We start from the raw sequence: 16,369 nt of genomic DNA, 5'->3' as shown, positions 1-16,369 counted from the left end.
TTATTGGGGTTCGGGTCTGCTTAGCGGCAGCCGTCATTACCCTTGTCGATCGCGCGGCCGGCGATCGCGCCGACGGCGCCGCCGATGATCGTGCCGACGGTCTTGTCGCCGCGGCCTGCGATCTCGTGGCCGGCGAGGCCGCCCGCGATCGCACCGATCACGGTTCCGCCGGTGCCATTGTCGCACTGGCGATAGTTGCGGCGGCTGCCCTGATAATAGCGGCGATCGTTACGATAATCGCGGCGGTCATAGCGGTCGCCACGGCGGTCGTAGCGATCATAGCGACGATGGTCGCGATCATAGCTCGCCGAATAGGCGTCGTAGCCGCCATTGTAAAAGCCCGGCTGCGCTGCCGCCGGTGCCGCCATGCCGAGCGTCGCGGTCGACATCAGGGCGGCGAGGGAGAGGGTCACCATCTTTTTCATCGTCATTCTCCTTCATCTTGTGTCAGCCCGTGTCGGGCAGTGGGTGGGTCGATGACGCTGTTCTGCCCGATTCGCTTTGAGCGAAGCCTGAACACCGCTGTTGGCTAAGGTTCAGCTTTCATTGCCTTCCCCTTGCGCTTTTCCGTCGTTCGGCCCTATCGCCGCGCCGATGCGCCGCCTGTTCCTTGCCGCCCTGATATTCGTCGCCATCGGCCCTGCCATAGGCGCGCGGCAGGTGCGGCCCGTCGTCGACACCGCGTCGCAAGACATCGCGGTCCACGCACTCGGCTATCCGGCGAGCCGGGCCGGCGCGTTGCGGTTTGTTCGCGGCTGGCGGCTCAGCAGCTTCAACGCGATGTTCGGCGGCTTTTCATCGCTTGCCGTGACGGGGCCGGACCGGTTCCAGCTCGTCGCCGACAATGGCTATTGGGCGCGCTTCGCGGTGCTGCCCGGCGACCGCGTCGCGGACGCGCGGATCGGCAAGATCCCGGTGCCCGGCGGCAATGTCGGCAAGAAGTCGAAAAGCGACGTCGAGGCGCTGCTCTTCGACCCGGCGACGGGCCAAAGCCGGGTCGCGCTCGAATTTGTGAACGAGGTCTGGCGCCTCGATCCGACGCTTGGCCGGATCGAATCGCGCGCGGCGCTTCCGTGGCCGCACTGGCCCAAGAATAGCGGGCCGGAGGCGATGGCACGCTTGCCCGACGGGCGGATCGTCATCTTCTCCGAAAATGCCGACGACGACCCGCGCGGTCGAGAGGCGCTGCTGTTCGAGGGCGATCCTTCGGTCCCGGGGACGCGCGCGCAGCGTTTCTATTATGACGCGGAAGGCAAGGGTGCGGTCAGCGACGCGACGACGCTCCCCGACGGGCGCATTCTGCTCGTGCATCGGCGGGTGGATTTCGATCCGGTGTTCACGACGACCGTCGCGATCGTCGATCCCGCCGACATCCGCCCGGGTGCCGTCCTGCGATCACGGACGATCGGGCGCGTGCCGGGGGCGCTCGCGGACAATTACGAAGGCGCGGCGGTAACGACCGATGGCGCCCGCATCTTTCTCTGGCTCGTATCGGACGACAATTTCAATCGCTGGCAGCGAAGCCTGCTCGTCCAGTTCGAACTCGTCGGCCTGCCGGTTCGCGCGCCGGACAGCAAAAAGGCCGCGCGGTAAACCGCCGGCCTCCTGCAATTCGAAAAACCTGGAAGGTCAGGCGGCCTTTTCGGCCAGCTTCTTCGCGACTTCCTTCTTCAGCTTGCGGGCGTTCGCCGAAAGCTGCTCGTCACCGGCCTTCAGGAGCCAGTTGTCGAGACCGCCATTGTGCTCGACCGAGCGCAGGCCGTGGGTCGACACGCGCAGCTTCACACCCTTGCCGAGCGCGTCCGACAGCAGCGTCACATTCTGCAGGTTGGGCAGGAAGGTGCGCTTGGTCTTGTTGTTGGCGTGGCTGACATTGTGGCCAATCTGGCGGCCCTTGCCGGTCAGTTCGCAAATGCGCGACATCGTCTTCTTCCTCGAATCAATGGGCGGCGTCCGGGGCGGGCCGAAAGGCTCCGAAAGGACCGGATGGGCCGGGAAAGGCGCGCGCTTATCGGCTTGCCGGAGATTCGTCAAGCGATTAGCGGGGACGAATGGCTCGATTTCCTCTTCCCCAACCGATGCGCCGCGCGCTCGACCTGGCGCAGATTGCCGCAGACTGGGGCGAAGTGCCCGTCGGCGCGGTGATCGTCAAGGATGGCCGCATCATCGCCGAGGGCCATAACCGCCCCCGCGAATCGCACGATCCCACCGCGCACGCCGAAATCGTCGCGATTCGCGCCGCGGCGGCGAAAATCGGCAACGAGCGCCTCGACGGTTGCGACCTTTATGTCACGCTCGAGCCCTGCGCGATGTGCGCCGGGGCGATCGCGCACGCGCGAATCGCGCGCCTCTATTATGGCGCCGACGACCCGAAGGGCGGGGCGGTGGCCCACGGCCCGCGCACCTTCGCCCAGCCGACGATCCACCATAGGCTCGAGATTTACGACGGGATCGGCGCGGGCGAGGCGGCAACGCTGCTGAAGGACTTTTTCGCCGCGCGGCGGTGAGTCCGGCGCTGTCTGCCGAGGCCGGGAAGCGGCCACGCTTTCGTTGGTGATCGCGAGCTGGATTTTTCAAAGTTCAGGAAAGTTCAGCCTATGGCATCCTCGGTTCTGGAGATGGGGGTTGCCGGACGCATCGCGCCCGCCGCGCCTGCAAGCCGAACCGGGACCGCTTTTATCCGCCAGATGGAACAGCCGGAGGAAGGCTGGCACCGCGGGATAATGTAGGAAAGGCCTATTTGAAGGCGGTGGCGGCTTTGGGGTGGGGAGCCGCCCTTCCGCTATTCGTCATCCCGGGCTTGACCCGGGACCCGCCTTTCCTCTTCCGGCCTCGGATAAAAAGACAAGGCAGGCCCCGGATCAAGTCCGGGGTGACGATGATGGAGCGATCCTCCCTGTGGCGTAGCCTTGGGGAGGGGGACCGTCGCCGCAGGCGATGGTGGAGGGGCGGCAACGTCGCGCCATTTGCCCCTCCGTCAGCGCTTCGCACTGCCACCTCCCCATGGCTTCGCCACGGGGAGGAACCAAACGGCAACCTCCGGTCGCAACCGGTCGGCGCCGTATCGAGCCGAGTCCGTTCAACCTTCCAGCACCTGCTCGACCCACTGCGGCACCAGCTCGGTCGCCGGGCCGTGGCGCGCCTCGTCGAACCAATGGCTGCCCTGGCTCGGCTCCATATTGAGCTCGAGCGTCAGCGCCCCCATCGCGCGCGCCTCGCGCACGAACCCCGCCGCGGGATAGACCGCGCCCGAGGTGCCGATCGACACGAACAGGTCGGCGCGATTGATGGCATGGTAAATCTCGTCCATCCGGTACGGCATCTCGCCGAACCAGACGATGTCGGGGCGCAGGTGGCCGCGCACGCCGCACGCCGGGCAAGCAGGCCGGTCGATCAACGCGCCGGTCCACCGCACATGCGCGTCGCAGCCGGTGCACCAGGCGGTCAGATGCTCGCCGTGCATATGGATGAGCCGTCTCGCCCCGGCGCGCTCGTGCAAATCGTCGACATTCTGCGTGACGATCGTCAGCTCGCCGGGCCACTTTGCGTCGAGCCGCGCGAGCGCCCGGTGCGCGGCGTTCGGCTGCTTCGTCTGGATCGCTTCGCGCCGCATGTCATAGAAGCGGAAAACGAGATCGGGGTCGCGTTCGAATGCCTCGGGCGTCGCGACATCCTCGACGCGATGCTGTTCCCACAGCCCGCCCGCGTCGCGGAAGGTGTCGATGCCGCTTTCGGCCGAGACGCCGGCGCCGGTCAGGATGACGATATTCTGGATCGGAGACATGCTGTCTCTCTAACCGTTCGGGTCGGGCGAAGTCGAGATACCCGTCGACATCGCGCCGGCCTTCGGGACATCTCGACTTCGCTCGATGCGAGCGGCTAAGGGGGAGTGAAATCGAGGGGACGTACCATGACCAGCATCGGCATTATCGGCAGCGAAGGGCGGATGGGCGTCGCGCTCGCCGCCGCGATCTCGGAGGCCGGACAGCGCAGCTGCGGCGTTGACAAGGGCGGCAACATCGTCCGCCTTGCCTCCGACAGCGACGTGCTCGTCGATTTCTCCTCACCCGCCGCACTGGAAGCGACGCTCGATGCCTGCGTCGCCGCGACGAAGCCGATCGTGATCGGCACGACCGGGCTCGAGGAGCGCCACCATTATCTGATCGACGACGCCGCGCACGACATTGCGGTGCTCCAGACCGGCAACACCTCGCTCGGCGTCACCCTGCTCGCGCATCTGGTGCGCGAGGCGGCGGCGCGGCTCGATGCCGACTGGGATATCGAGATCGTCGAAATGCACCACCGCAAGAAGGTCGATGCTCCGAGCGGCACCGCGCTGCTCCTCGGCCAGGCGGCTGCCGAGGGGCGCGGGATCAGTCTCGCGACCTGCTCCGAACGCGGCCGCGACGGCCTGACCGGCGCGCGCGGGCACGGCAAGATCGGCTTCGCGTCGTTGCGCGGCGGCACCGTCGCGGGCGACCATGACGTGATCTTCGCGGGGCCCGAGGAGATGATCACCCTTGCGCACCGCGCCGAGAACCGGATGATCTTCGCGCGCGGCGCCGTTCGCGCGGCGCTGTGGCTGGTCCACCAGAAGCCCGGCCGCTACACGATGCCGCAGGTGCTGGGTCTTTGAACCCCGCTTGCACGCCGCCTCTCCCTGTGTTCTATAGAAACAACACAGCTGGAGGACCGCCATGAGTTTCGATCCCGCCGCCGCGACCAAGGCCTATATCGACGCGCTCGGTCCCGAGGCGCTCGCCAAGGCCGCCAATTATACCCATGGCAGCGAATGGCTGAGTTTCTGGGGTGTTGTCGTCGCGGGGCTGGTCACATATCTTTTCGTGCGCTTGCGCATCCTCGACCGGATCGACGCAAAGCTGGGCAAGCGCGGTTTCGCGCTCCGCACCTTCCTTGTCTGCGCCGCCTTCCTGCTGCTTTCGGCGATCGTCACGCTGCCGTGGGATCTCTACACCGGCTGGTGGCGCGAAACCGCCTATGGCCGCACCAGCCAGCCGCTCGGCGATTATCTGGGGCAGGGCGCCATCAGCTTGGTCATCGGGGTTCTGCTAGGCGCGCTCTTCTTCCTCGGCATCTATGCGCTGATCCGGCGCGCGGGGAAGCGCTGGTGGATCTGGTCGGGCGGGCTCGCCGCCGCCGCGATTTCGCTGATCCTGCTGCTCGCACCGGTCGTGATCGAACCGCTGTTCAACGATTACAAGCCGGTGCCCGCGGGGCCGGTGCGCGATGCGCTGGTCGTCCAGGCGAAGGAGGCGGGGATCGACCCCGACCGCATCTACATGTTCGACGGCTCGCGCCAGTCGAACAATTTCACCGCCAATGTCTCGGGGCTCGGCCATTCGGCCCGCATCGCGATTTCGGACGTGGCGCTGAAGGGCGCCTCGCTCGACGAGGTGAAGGCAGTAACAGGGCACGAAATCGGCCATTATGTCCTCGGTCACGTGTGGATCATCGTCATCGTCTTTTCGTTGCTCGCGGTGCTGCTCTTCTTCCTCGCCGACCGGCTCTTTCCGCGCGTCGCGCGTGCGTTCGGCAGCGATGCGGGGATCGGCGATCCGCGCGGTTTTCCGGTGCTGATGTTCCTCCTCTCGCTCTTCGCCTTCCTCGCGCAGCCGGTGCTGAACACGCTGTCGCGCACCGACGAAAGCGCGGCCGACGCCTATTCGCTGCAGACGGTGAACCTGCCCGACGCGCTCGCCAGCGCGCTGGTCAAGACCGCCGAATATCGCAGCCCGCGCCCGAACGCGGTCGAGGAGTTCGTCTTCTATTCGCACCCTTCGGTCGAACGGCGCGTGCGCGCGGCGATGGAGTGGAAGGCAGCGCATCCGCCCGCGGACAAATGAGGCGTCGCGAAGAAGGCGGCGGGGCGCGGCGGGGGCGGCGGGCGACCCGGCCCGCCGTCCGCGCGATCATTTCCTGAACTTGAGCTCGCGGATCAGGTAGCTGCCCAGCACCGTGCGATATTTCGCGCGATCCCCCGATTCGGCGACGAGTTGCGCATCGCTGCGCTGCATATAGGCGCGGTACGCCGCGTCGCGCTTTTCCTCTTCGGCCGCATCGGGCAGGCTCGGAAAGGATACGGCCAGCAACAGATCGGCTTCGCCCGGCCGCGAATTGAAATTGGAATAGACGGCGTAGCCGGTGATCCAGCCCTTCGACTTGGCGAATTCCTGCGATTTCCTCCATTTGTCCGCCAGATAATTGGCATAGTCCATCTCGCCGCCGTCGGCGATCTTGATCATCGAGACCTCGGTAAAATCGCCCGAGACGAGCGGGAAATCCTGCGCTGCGACAGGCGCCGTCGCGGCGCACGACAGCAGCGCGGCCAGCACGGCCGCTTTCCATTTTCCGGTCATTGATCTGCCCTCCAGGCCGGGTGAGGATCCCCGGACCCCCTTGTCCGGCGTACCCCGACAACGAACTCACCCGAAGCAATCGATCTGACGACTCGCCTTCGGAGTGGACGGACCTTGTATCTTCGCTATGGGCGAGTCAAATAGCCCATTCGGGGTAGTTGGGGCGGGAGCGCGGGGCTATCAAAAGGGCCGATATCTTCGAATTCTACCGCCGCCTCGCCGAGCTGAACCCCAGCCCGGAGACCGAGCTGGAATTCGGCAATATCTACCAGCTGCTCGTCGCGGTGGTGCTTTCGGCGCAGGCGACCGATGTCGGGGTGAACAAGGCGACGCGGCGGCTGTTCGAGGAGGTGAAGACTCCCGAGCAAATGCTCGCCCTCGGCGAGGAGGGGCTCAAGCAGCACATCAAGACGATCGGGCTGTTCAACGCCAAGGCGAAGAATGTCATCGCGCTCAGCGAAATTCTCGTCCGCGATTTTGGCGGGGAGGTGCCCGCCGACCGCGACACGCTCGTCGAACTGCCCGGCGTCGGGCGCAAGACCGCCAATGTCGTGATGAACTGCGCCTTCGGAGCCGAGACCTTCGCGGTCGACACACATATCTTCCGCGTCGGCAACCGCACGGGCCTTGCGCCCGGCAAGACGGTGCTTGCGGTCGAAAGGAAACTCGACAAGGACACGCCGGAGCCGTTCCGGGTCGGCGCGCACCACTGGCTGATCCTCCACGGCCGCTACATCTGCAAGGCGCGCACCCCCGAATGCTGGCGCTGCCCTGTCGAGGATCTCTGCCGCTACAAGCCGAAAACCCCCAAGCCTGGCGCGAAGAAAGCGAAGACGGCAGCCAAGCCCTGAACGTCATCGAAAGGAGCGCGGACCGCTCCCCCGGGTTCAGCCCCTAGACATTCTCGCGTCCGTCATTATATACCGCCCGTTATGGAAAGCACAATTGCCCCCCCCGTCAAGGGACGTCCGCGTGAGTTCTGCGTCGACAAGGCGTTGGCAGAAGCCCTGCACGTCTTCTGGGCGAAGGGCTATGACGGCGCGTCGATGACCGACCTTACCGAGGCGATGGGCATCACCAAGCCCAGCCTCTATGCCGCCTTCGGGAACAAGGAAGCCTTGTTTCACAAGGCGCTGGATCTCTATGAGGCGGAAAAGCTCGAATATACGCGCGCCGCGCTCCAGCAGCCGACGGCGCGCAAGGTCGCGGAATATTATCTGCGCGGCGGGGTCGACGTGCACGCCGCCGAAGGCGAGCCGCACGGCTGCATGGGCCTGATGAGTTCGCTCGCGTGCAGCCCCGAGGCCGAGTCGATCAAGGCCGATGTGATCCGCCGCCGTGCTTCGTCGCAGCGGGCGCTGGTCGAGCGGTTCGAACAGGCGAAGCGCGAAGGCGACCTGCCCGCGCACATCGACGCCGAGGGGCTGACGAGCTTTCTCTACGCGATCCTGCAGGGAATCACGGTGCAGGCAGGGGCCGGGGCGACGCGCGCCGAGCTCGAGCGGCTGGTCGACACCAGCCTGGCGCTGTGGCCGAGCAAATAAGGCCGGTCGGCCGGCGAAAGAAAAACATCGCCGGCCCGAAATTTTTCGATACCGATCGGTACAAAACTCCTTGACAAGATGAACGGCGGGTTTATATACCGCTTAGTACAGATGGTCAGGGCGCTCCTGCCCCGCCGCCAGACGCGAAGGGAAACGCCGATGAGCCACTGCGACTGCACCCGGGACTAGTCCGCTAGCCCTACCCTAATTTTTTCCGGAATTTCGCGCTGACGCCCGCCGGGCGGCACGCGGCTTCCCTTGTCCAGAATCTCCCCTCGCCGGGCGCAAGTGTCCCCGGGGTTCGCGCCCCCTCGCGCCCGGCACCCCCGATAAAACCTTCATCTCCAGGAGGATCGACCCATGGCCTATCTTGCACTGAACGACGGGTTCGCCGCCGCCATCGCCGCTGCAAACCCCACCCCTTCCGCCCCCGCGCTGTCCCCCGCGGCGCCGAAAGCCGATATTCCCGCCGGCTTTTCGGCGCTCGAGTGGTCGGTCGTGATGCTCGCGCGTCACGACCGGCCTTCGAGCCTGCGCGAACCCGGGCGCTTCCAGAAATTCCTCGGCCATATCTTCGGCGAGAGCTTCAACCGCCGCCTCGCCGACCCGAAGCTCGAGGCGCTGCGCCGCATGGCGGTGCTGACCTGGCACCACAGCTATTCGGTACCGAAGCGTGAAATCCAGGCCTTCTTCGCCGCGGGTTTCAACGCCGATCATTATGAACTGCTCGGCAAGCGCGTCGCCGAAGTGCACGTCGCCCGCCTTTTCCGAAAGTAATCCCATGAACATGCTCTCCCCCATCAAGGGCGAGGAGACGGCAGAAGCCGCCCTCGTCCCCGCCCCGAATGACGCCGCCAGGCATCGCTGGCGCAGCCGCGGCCTGAAATATGGCCTGCCCGCCCTCCTGCTTGTCGCCGCCGGCTGGGGTCTGACCCATCGCGAGGCGCCGGCGAACGCCGCACCGCCGGTTCCGGTCGTCACCGTCGCCGCGCCGCTGGTGCGCGACATCAACGAGTGGGACGATTATGTCGGCCGCTTCGAGGCGGTGAATTCGGTCGAGGTACGCCCGCGCGTCTCGGGCCAGCTCACCGGCGTCCACTTCACCGACGGCCAGATCGTCCGCAAGGGCCAGCTGCTCTTCACGATCGATCCGCGCCCCTTCGCCGCCGCGCTCGCCGAAGCGCGCGCCGAAGCTGCGAGCGCGCGCAGCGACTTGGCGCTGGCGCAGACCAATCTCGCCCGCGCCAACCGGCTGGTCGCCGATGAGGCGGTGTCGCAGAGCGATCTCGACCAGCTGAACGCCCGGGTGCGCGCCGCCTCGGCGAGCCTCGCGGCCGCCGAAGCGCGGGTCCGCTCGCGCGCGCTCGACATGGAGTTCACGCAGGTCCGCGCACCGATCAACGGCCGCATCTCGGACCGCCGCGTCGATGCGGGCAACCTCGTCGCCGCGGGCGAAGGCAGTGCTGGCAGCCTGCTGACGACAATCAACGCGCTCGACCCGATCTATTTCAGCTTCAACGGCTCCGAAGGCCTGTTCCTGAAAGCGAAGCGCGCGCAGGAAGAGGGCGCCAGCGGGACAGAGGTGCAGGTCAAGCTGCAGGACGAGGCGACTTACAGCCGCACCGGCAAGCTCGACTTCACCGACAATGGCATCGACCCGCGTTCGGGCACGATCCGCGGCCGCGCCGTGATCGCGAATCCCGACCTGTTCCTGTCGCCCGGCATGTTCGGCAACATGCGCCTGTCGAGCGGCGCCAAAGAACGCGCGCTGCTCGTCCCCGACGCGGCGATCCAGACCGATCAGGCGCGCAAGACGCTGCTGGTGGTCGGCAAGGACGGTCAGGTCGCGGCACGCGAGGTCAAGCTCGGCCCCGTCGTCGACGGCCTGCGCGTCGTGCGCGGCGGCGTCACGCCGACCGACCGCGTCGTGATCGTCGGGACGCAGCTCGCGCAACCCGGGACCAAGGTCCAGACGCGCGTCGGCAAGATCGCGCCGGTTGCCGCGACCGCCGCGCCGCCGAGCACCGCGCTGGTCGGCGAAGCGACCTTCGCGCGCTGAGCCTGAAGGCCCCTCCCTTCCGGGAGGGGTTTGGGGAGGGTCTGCCCGTCCGATGCCCTCCCCGCTGCGCCCCGGATCAAGTCCGGGGCTCGCTGCCCCTCCCGCAAGCGGGAGGGGGATAATTGGAAATTCGATCCTCCAGTCCGGGGAGCCCGTCATGCGTCTTTCGCGCTTTTTCATCATGCGCCCGATCTTTGCCGCGGTCATCGCGGTGATCATCACCCTCGTCGGCGCGATCGCCTATTGGTCGCTGCCCGTCTCGCAATATCCCGACATCGTCCCGCCGACGGTCACGGTCACCGCCAACTACCCCGGCGCGTCGGCCGAGACCGTCGCCGAGACGGTGGCGACGCCGATCGAGCAGGAAATCAACGGCGTCGACAACATGCTCTACCAGTCGAGCCAGTCGACCGGCGACGGGACGGTGACGATCACCGTGACCTTCAAGATCGGCACCGACCTCGACGCCGCGCAGGTGCTGGTCCAGAACCGCGTCGCGATCGCGGTACCGCGCCTGCCCGAAGAGGTGCAGCGTCTCGGCGTCGTGACGCGCAAGACCTCGCCCGACTTCCTGATGGTCGTGAACCTCGTCTCGCCCGACAAGTCGCTCGATCGCTCGTACCTGTCCAACTATGCGCTGACCCAGCTCAAGGACCGGCTGAGCCGCATCGACGGGGTCGGTGACGTCCGCCTGTTCGGCGCGCGCGACTATGCGATGCGCGTGTGGATCGACCCGACGCGCGCCACGGCGCTCAACCTGACCGCGGGCGAGATCGTCGCGGCGCTGCGCGCGCAGAATGTGCAGGTCGCGGCGGGCTCGCTCGGCCAGCCGCCTTATGCGAGCGGCAACGCCTATCAGCTCAACGTCGAGACGCAGGGCCGCCTTGCCGACCCGCAGCAGTTCGCCGACGTCGTGATCCGCACCGACGCCGACGGGCGGCAGGTGCGCGTCGCCGACGTCGCGCGCGTCGAGCTCGGCGCGTCGGACTACAACAGCAACACCTATCTGTCGGGCGACCCGACGGTGATCCTCGCGGCGTTCCAGCGCCCGGGATCGAACGCGCTCGAAGCCGCCAAGGCGATCGAGACCGAGATGGAAGCCGCGTCGAAGACTTTCCCCAAGGGCCTCGAATATCGCGTCATCTATAACCCCACCAAATTCATCGAGCAGTCGATCGACGCGGTGAAGGACACGCTGCTCGAAGCGATGGTGCTCGTCGTTATCGTGATCCTGGTCTTCCTCCAGAAATGGCGCGCCGCGGTGATCCCGATCGTCGCGATTCCGATCTCGCTCGTCGGCACCTTCACGGTACTCGCGGCGTTCGGCTACAGCCTCAACAACCTCTCGCTCTTCGGGCTCGTGCTCGCGATCGGCATCGTCGTCGACGACGCGATCGTCGTGGTCGAGAATGTCGAACGCAACCTCGAACGCGGGCTGTCATCGCTGACGGCCGCGCAAACCTCGATGGACGAAGTGTCGGGCGCGCTCGTCGCGATCGTCCTCGTGCTCTGCGCGGTCTTTGTGCCGACATTGTTCCTGACCGGGCTGTCGGGCGCCTTCTACCAGCAGTTCGCGGTGACGATCTCGACCGCGACGATCATCTCGCTGATCGTCTCGCTGACGCTGTCGCCCGCGCTCGCCGCGATCCTGCTGAAGCCGCACGCCGCGCCCGCCAAACCCTCGCGCATCCGCGAGCTGCTACAGCGCGCCGGTGACGCCTTCAACGCGGCGTTCGAGAAGATGAGCACGGCCTATGCGTCGCTCACCGATCGCCTCGTCCGGCGTCCGAAGCGGATGATGATCACCTATGGCGGCCTGATCGCCGCCACGGCGGGCCTGTTCTGGGCAACGCCGACGGGCTTCATCCCGGCGCAGGATCAGGGCTATTTCCTCGCGGTCGTCCAGCTGCCCCCCGGCGCCTCGGTCGAACGCACCGACGCGGCGCTGCGCAAGGTCGCCGAGCGCATCCTGCCGAACAAGGGCATCCTGGGTTCGGTGATGCTCGCGGGCTTCGACGGGCCGTCGCAGACGCTCGCCCCGAACGCCGCCGCGGCCTATTTCCCGCTCAAGAGTTTTGAGGAGCGCAAGAAACTCGGCGTCAGCTTCGACGAGATCATGAACGAAGCGCGCGCCGACGTCGCCGACATCACCGAAGCGCGCGTGATCGTGATCCCGCCGCCGCTCATCCAGGGTATCGGCTCGGCCGGCGGCTACCGGATGATGGTGCAGGACCGCGGCGGTCATGGCTATCAGAAGCTGGCCGAGGAATCGGGCAAACTGATCGGTAAGGCCAATCAGACCCCGGGTCTGGCGCAGGTCTTCACCTTCTTCGACACCGGCAGCCCGCGCGTCTATGCCGATATCGACCGCGCCAAGGCGAACCTGCTCGGCGTGCCTCCTGAACGCGTGTTCGAGACGCTGCAGGTCTATCTGGGGTCGGCGTTCGTCAACGACTTCAACCTGCTCGGCCGCACCTATCGCGTGACCGCACAGGCCGATGCGCCGTTCCGCCAGTCGGTTGCCGACATCGCCAACCTACAGACCCGCTCGAACACCGGCGAAATGGTGCCGATCGGGTCGGTCGCGACCTTCAAGGACAAGACCGGTCCGTACCGCGTCGTCCGCTACAACCTCTACCCCGCGGTCGAGGTCGATGGCGACACCGCGCCGGGATATTCGTCGGGCGCGTCGCTGACGACGATGGAGAAGCTGGCGGCCGACAATCTGCCCGCGGGCTACGGCACCGAATGGACCGGCATCGCCTATCAGCAGAAGGCGGCGGGCAGCACGGCGGCGCTCGTCTTCGCGCTGGCGGTGGTGTTCGTCTTCCTCGTCCTCGCGGCACAGTACGAAAGCCTGACGCTTCCGCTGTCGATCATCCTGATCGTGCCGATGTGTCTGTTCGCGGCAATGGTCGGCGTCAATCTGCGCGGCATGGACAATAATGTCCTGACGCAGATCGGGCTCGTCGTCCTCATCGCGCTCGCGGCGAAAAATGCGATCCTGATCGTCGAATTCGCACGCCAAGCCGAGGAACAGGACGGGCTGTCGCCGGTCGAAGCCGCGGTGCGCGCCGCGCGCGACCGCCTGCGTCCGATCCTGATGACGAGCTTCGCCTTCATCCTCGGCGCCGTGCCGCTCCTCATCGCCAGCGGCGCGGGCGCGGAGCTGCGCCAGGCGCTCGGCACCGCGGTCTTCTTCGGGATGATCGGCGTGACGGCGTTCGGCCTGCTCTTCACCCCCACCTTCTATGTCGTCTGCCGTGCACTCGGCGACCGTCTCGCGACCCTGCGTGGCCGCGGCGGCGCCGCCGATCCCGCGCTGCAGCCGGCGGAATAGATAGGGTCATGGCCAATATCCGTGTGTCCCCGCGAAGGCGGGGACCCATCACCGATCGGTTCAAAATAGCACCGGCCCGAGATGGGCTCCCGCCTTCGCGGGAACACACCGCTTTCTTTTGAAGGCAGAGTTTCAGGAGACCTCCAATGCTTCTTCGTTCGCTTCTCATCACCGTATCCGCGCTGACGCTTTCGGCGTGCGCGGTCGGGCCGGACTTCGTCGCGCCCACTCCCCCTGTGACGGCGTCCGGCCCCTTCCTCTCGACCAAGGCCGGGGTCACCAGTACCGCTGCCGCCGATGCCGAATGGTGGCGGCTGTACAAGGATCCGGTGCTCGACGGCCTGGTCGCCGACGCGCTCGCGGCGAACACCGACGTCCGCGTCGCGGTGGCGCGGATCGCCAAGGCGCGCGCGTCCTTGCGCGAAGTCCGCGGCGACCGCCTGCCCTCGACCAACCTCAGCGCGGGTGCGACCTATGGCCGCGTCAGCGAGGGTCAGGTTCCGCCCGGCGCCGACCGCACCGGCTGGCAGGTCGATGCCGGGCTGACCGTCGGCTATGAGGTCGACCTGTTCGGCCGCGTGTCGCGCGGGATCGAGGCGGCGCGCGGCGATGTCGCTGCCGCCGAGGCCGATGCCGAGGCGGTGCGCGTCACCGTCGCTGCCGAAACCGCGCGCGCCTATGCCGATGCCGCGTCGGCCGCCGAACGGCTCGGCGTCGCCGAGCGGATCGTCGCCTTGCTCGACAAGTCGGTCGCGCTGACCGCGCGCCGCGCCGAGGTCGGACTGACGACGAAGCTCGACACGGCGCGCATCGCCGCGCTTCGCGACCAGCGCCGCGCCGACATCCCGGCGATCGCCGCCGAGCGCGACGCCGCGCTATTCCGTCTCGCGACGCTGACCGGCCGTGCGCCCGCCGAACTGCCGCAGATCGCGGCGGCGCGGACGTCGACGCTGCGCCTCGACCAGCCGATCCCGGTCGGCGACGGCGCCGCGCTGCTGGCGCGCCGCCCCGACGTGGCGGCGGCCGAGCGCCGCCTCGCCGCCTCGACCGCGCGCATCGGGATCGCGACATCGGACCTCTATCCGAAAGTCACGCTCGGCGCGTCGGTCGGCCAGACCAGCTCGGGGCTCGGCGACCTGTTCGGCGGCGGACCGCTGCGCTGGCTGCTCGGCCCGCTGATCAACTGGAACTTCCTCAACCAGGAAGGCGCGCGCGCACGGATCGCCGGGGCGGAGGCCGACACGCAGGCCTCGCTCGCGACCTTCGACGGGACGGTGCTCCGCGCGCTCGAGGAAACCGAAACCGCGCTGTCGTCCTACGCGCACCAGCTCGACCGGCGGACCGCCTTGCAGGCGGCGCGCGATCAGGCCGAGACCGCGGTAAAAATCACCCGCGCGCAGCAGCGCGAGGGTGCGATCGACGGGCTCGTCGCGCTCGATGCCGAACGCACTTTCGCCGAGGCCGAAGCCTCGCTGGCGCTTGCCGACGCGCGGATCGCCGACGCGCAGGTCGATCTGTTCCGCGCGCTCGGCGGACGGTGGAACCGGAGCTGATATTGCCCTGTGTCCCCGCCGTCACGGGGACACAGATTTTGTTTCTGCGGGCATAGGCAATCCGCCCGGACCGCGCCTTGTCCGGCGACATTGGTTTCCCAATATAAGCGATGCGCGCGGCACTTCCGCCGCCCCGCGATCCGCATCGGGAGTTTGTCACCATGCAGCGCTACGCCCAGAAAATCTTCGTCGCCTCCGGCCTTCGCACCCCCTTCGGACGCGGCGGCGGCGCGCTCGCCGACCATGACGCGATCAGCCTGTCGGTCCCGCTCGCCAGGGCGATGGCCGATATCGCGCGTCCCGACCTGTTCGTCTGGGGTACGGTGATCCCGAGCCTCGGCTGGAGCAATATCGGCCGCGAAGTGTGGCTCGACGCAAAGCTCGACCCGACCGTCCCCGCCTTCTCCGCCGTCCTCGCCTGCTCGACGAGCATGGTCGCGGCCTTCGCCGCCGCCGGAATGCTTGGCGGCAGCGCCGACCTCGCGCTTGTCGGCGGCGCCGAGGTGATGAGCAATCCGCCGATCGGGCTGAAGCTCGACGCGTCGAAAAGGATCACGAAGCTGTTCCGCACCGACCCGCCCGCCGCGATCGCCGCCTTGCAGGCGCTGACCGCCGACGATCTGACCTTGCCCGTCAAGGGCTGGGCGAACCGCATCACCGGCCGCACGATGGGCGACCATATGGAGGAAACCGCGCAGGAATGGGGCATCACCCGCGCGGCGCAGGACGATTGGGCGCTCAAGAGCCACCAGCGCGCGGTCGCCGGATGGGAGCGCAGCTTCTTCGACGATCTCGTCCTTCCGCTCCCCGAACTCGCGCGCGACGCCAATCCGCGCGCCGACACCTCGGCCGAAAAACTTGCCTCGCTGCCCCCCGCCTTCGACAAGTCGGACAAGGGATCTTTGACCGCTGGCAACAGTTCGCCGATCACCGACGGCGCCGCCGCGCTGTGGGTCGCGACCGAGGCGGGGCTGTCGCGCCTACCCGCCGGAACGCCCTTCGCCGAGCTGGTCGATCAGGAGATCGCCGCGGTCGATCATCATGTCGACGGGCTGCTGATGGCGCCGAGCTTCGCGATCCCGCGGTTGCTGGCGCGGCACGGGCTGCGTTACGAGGACGTCGCGCTGTGGGAAATCCACGAAGCCTTCGCGGCACAGGTGCTCGCCAATGTCGCCGCGCTCGAAAAGCCCGGCTGGACGAAGGACCGCGCGGGCGTCGATTTCGACTTCGGCCCCTTCCCATGGGACCGCGTCAACCCGAACGGCGGCTCGGTCGCGATCGGCCACCCCTTCGCCGCGACCGGCGCGCGCGACCTCAGCCAGGCGGTCAAGGAACTGTCGGCGCTGCCGTCCGGGTCATGGGCGATCGTCAGCGTCTGCGCCGACGGCGGCCACGGCACAGTGGCGCTGCTGCGCACCCCGTAAGGCCGGCGATCGTTCGTCGATTTCGGAAAACTGGAGCGGGCGAAGGGATTCGAACCCTCGACCCCAACCTTG

Annotated in this window: 15 protein-coding genes; 11 read left to right on the top strand and 4 right to left on the bottom strand. The window is 67.3% G+C overall.

Annotated elements, in window-relative coordinates; all coding sequences use genetic code 11:
• Window positions 1-20 precede the first annotated feature (20 nt).
• Window positions 21-425, bottom strand: a complete 405-nt coding sequence (locus QOL68_RS07790; RefSeq protein ID WP_282949149.1) for a glycine zipper 2TM domain-containing protein — start codon at window positions 423-425, stop codon at window positions 21-23.
• A 169-nt stretch (window positions 426-594) separates the two neighbouring features.
• On the opposite strand from QOL68_RS07790, the gene QOL68_RS07785 reads away from it, so the two are divergent.
• Complete coding sequence (locus QOL68_RS07785) at window positions 595-1,593, top strand: esterase-like activity of phytase family protein (RefSeq protein ID WP_282949151.1); 999 nt, start codon at window positions 595-597, stop codon at window positions 1,591-1,593.
• 36 nt (window positions 1,594-1,629) lie between these two features.
• On the opposite strand, the gene rpmB is transcribed toward QOL68_RS07785, so the two are convergent.
• Window positions 1,630-1,923: a 50S ribosomal protein L28 gene (gene rpmB / locus QOL68_RS07780; RefSeq protein ID WP_058455227.1), complete on the bottom strand. Its 294-nt coding sequence runs from the start codon at window positions 1,921-1,923 to the stop codon at window positions 1,630-1,632.
• 128 nt (window positions 1,924-2,051) lie between these two features.
• On the opposite strand from rpmB, the gene tadA reads away from it, so the two are divergent.
• Window positions 2,052-2,507, top strand: a complete 456-nt coding sequence (tadA, locus tag QOL68_RS07775; protein ID WP_282949153.1) for a tRNA adenosine(34) deaminase TadA — start codon at window positions 2,052-2,054, stop codon at window positions 2,505-2,507.
• Between the two features lie 572 nt (window positions 2,508-3,079).
• Here tadA and QOL68_RS07770 read toward each other — a convergent pair.
• The gene (locus QOL68_RS07770) at window positions 3,080-3,784 is read right to left on the bottom strand and encodes an NAD-dependent deacylase (RefSeq protein WP_282949156.1); all 705 of its coding nucleotides are present in this window, start codon (window positions 3,782-3,784) and stop codon (window positions 3,080-3,082) included.
• A 126-nt stretch (window positions 3,785-3,910) separates the two neighbouring features.
• Here QOL68_RS07770 and dapB point away from each other — a divergent pair, with 126 nt between their 5' ends.
• Window positions 3,911-4,636: a 4-hydroxy-tetrahydrodipicolinate reductase gene (gene dapB, locus QOL68_RS07765; protein ID WP_282949158.1), complete on the top strand. Its 726-nt coding sequence runs from the start codon at window positions 3,911-3,913 to the stop codon at window positions 4,634-4,636.
• Between the two features lie 61 nt (window positions 4,637-4,697).
• The gene (locus QOL68_RS07760; RefSeq protein ID WP_282949160.1) at window positions 4,698-5,864 is read left to right on the top strand and encodes a M48 family metallopeptidase; all 1,167 of its coding nucleotides are present in this window, start codon (window positions 4,698-4,700) and stop codon (window positions 5,862-5,864) included.
• A 66-nt stretch (window positions 5,865-5,930) separates the two neighbouring features.
• On the opposite strand, the gene QOL68_RS07755 is transcribed toward QOL68_RS07760, so the two are convergent.
• A complete protein-coding gene (locus tag QOL68_RS07755) occupies window positions 5,931-6,377 on the bottom strand; it encodes a hypothetical protein (RefSeq protein WP_058455232.1) in 447 nt (148 codons plus the stop codon).
• 179 nt (window positions 6,378-6,556) lie between these two features.
• On the opposite strand from QOL68_RS07755, the gene nth reads away from it, so the two are divergent.
• The 7 genes from nth to QOL68_RS07720 all read left to right on the top strand — a co-directional run bounded on the left by nth (window position 6,557) and on the right by QOL68_RS07720 (window position 16,297).
• Complete coding sequence (nth, locus tag QOL68_RS07750) at window positions 6,557-7,228, top strand: endonuclease III (RefSeq protein ID WP_282949260.1); 672 nt, start codon at window positions 6,557-6,559, stop codon at window positions 7,226-7,228.
• 81 nt (window positions 7,229-7,309) lie between these two features.
• Window positions 7,310-7,921 carry a TetR/AcrR family transcriptional regulator gene (locus QOL68_RS07745; protein ID WP_058455233.1) on the top strand — a complete coding sequence of 204 codons (612 nt, stop codon included), beginning with the start codon at window positions 7,310-7,312 and terminating at the stop codon, window positions 7,919-7,921.
• 360 nt (window positions 7,922-8,281) lie between these two features.
• On the top strand, window positions 8,282-8,698 hold the full coding sequence (locus QOL68_RS07740) for a hypothetical protein (protein ID WP_082657783.1): 417 nt from the start codon (window positions 8,282-8,284) through the stop codon (window positions 8,696-8,698).
• A gap of 4 nt (window positions 8,699-8,702) precedes the next feature.
• Window positions 8,703-9,980 (top strand): efflux RND transporter periplasmic adaptor subunit, encoded by a 1,278-nt coding sequence (locus tag QOL68_RS07735; protein ID WP_282949164.1) that lies wholly within the window; start codon window positions 8,703-8,705, stop codon window positions 9,978-9,980.
• 157 nt (window positions 9,981-10,137) lie between these two features.
• Complete coding sequence (locus QOL68_RS07730; protein WP_282949166.1) at window positions 10,138-13,320, top strand: efflux RND transporter permease subunit; 3,183 nt, start codon at window positions 10,138-10,140, stop codon at window positions 13,318-13,320.
• Window positions 13,321-13,466: 146 nt separating this feature from the next.
• The gene (locus QOL68_RS07725; RefSeq protein ID WP_282949168.1) at window positions 13,467-14,873 is read left to right on the top strand and encodes an efflux transporter outer membrane subunit; all 1,407 of its coding nucleotides are present in this window, start codon (window positions 13,467-13,469) and stop codon (window positions 14,871-14,873) included.
• A gap of 161 nt (window positions 14,874-15,034) precedes the next feature.
• A complete protein-coding gene (locus QOL68_RS07720) occupies window positions 15,035-16,297 on the top strand; it encodes a thiolase family protein (RefSeq protein ID WP_282949170.1) in 1,263 nt (420 codons plus the stop codon).
• Window positions 16,298-16,369: the final 72 nt, after the last annotated feature.

The sequence above is a fragment of the Sphingopyxis sp. Geo25 genome (genome assembly GCF_949769135.1).
GTDB lineage: Bacteria > Pseudomonadota > Alphaproteobacteria > Sphingomonadales > Sphingomonadaceae > Sphingopyxis.
Note: the sequence above shows the minus strand (reverse complement) of the source record. Positions and strands in the feature narration are given on the sequence as shown.

What these genes read in the sequence shown, in the direction of transcription:
- QOL68_RS07735 (WP_282949164.1), top strand. Translation starts at nt 8,703, where the DNA reads ATGAACATGCTCTCCCCCATCAAGGGCGAGGAGACGGCAGAAGCCGCC.
- tadA (WP_282949153.1), top strand. Translation starts at nt 2,052, where the DNA reads ATGGCTCGATTTCCTCTTCCCCAACCGATGCGCCGCGCGCTCGACCTG.
- QOL68_RS07745 (WP_058455233.1), top strand. Translation starts at nt 7,310, where the DNA reads ATGGAAAGCACAATTGCCCCCCCCGTCAAGGGACGTCCGCGTGAGTTC.
- QOL68_RS07770 (WP_282949156.1), bottom strand. Translation starts at nt 3,784, where the DNA reads ATGTCTCCGATCCAGAATATCGTCATCCTGACCGGCGCCGGCGTCTCG.
- QOL68_RS07725 (WP_282949168.1), top strand. Translation starts at nt 13,467, where the DNA reads ATGCTTCTTCGTTCGCTTCTCATCACCGTATCCGCGCTGACGCTTTCG.
- dapB (WP_282949158.1), top strand. Translation starts at nt 3,911, where the DNA reads ATGACCAGCATCGGCATTATCGGCAGCGAAGGGCGGATGGGCGTCGCG.
- QOL68_RS07730 (WP_282949166.1), top strand. Translation starts at nt 10,138, where the DNA reads ATGCGTCTTTCGCGCTTTTTCATCATGCGCCCGATCTTTGCCGCGGTC.
- QOL68_RS07760 (WP_282949160.1), top strand. Translation starts at nt 4,698, where the DNA reads ATGAGTTTCGATCCCGCCGCCGCGACCAAGGCCTATATCGACGCGCTC.
- QOL68_RS07755 (WP_058455232.1), bottom strand. Translation starts at nt 6,377, where the DNA reads ATGACCGGAAAATGGAAAGCGGCCGTGCTGGCCGCGCTGCTGTCGTGC.
- QOL68_RS07785 (WP_282949151.1), top strand. Translation starts at nt 595, where the DNA reads ATGCGCCGCCTGTTCCTTGCCGCCCTGATATTCGTCGCCATCGGCCCT.
- QOL68_RS07790 (WP_282949149.1), bottom strand. Translation starts at nt 425, where the DNA reads ATGAAAAAGATGGTGACCCTCTCCCTCGCCGCCCTGATGTCGACCGCG.
- QOL68_RS07720 (WP_282949170.1), top strand. Translation starts at nt 15,035, where the DNA reads ATGCAGCGCTACGCCCAGAAAATCTTCGTCGCCTCCGGCCTTCGCACC.
- QOL68_RS07740 (WP_082657783.1), top strand. Translation starts at nt 8,282, where the DNA reads ATGGCCTATCTTGCACTGAACGACGGGTTCGCCGCCGCCATCGCCGCT.
- rpmB (WP_058455227.1), bottom strand. Translation starts at nt 1,923, where the DNA reads ATGTCGCGCATTTGCGAACTGACCGGCAAGGGCCGCCAGATTGGCCAC.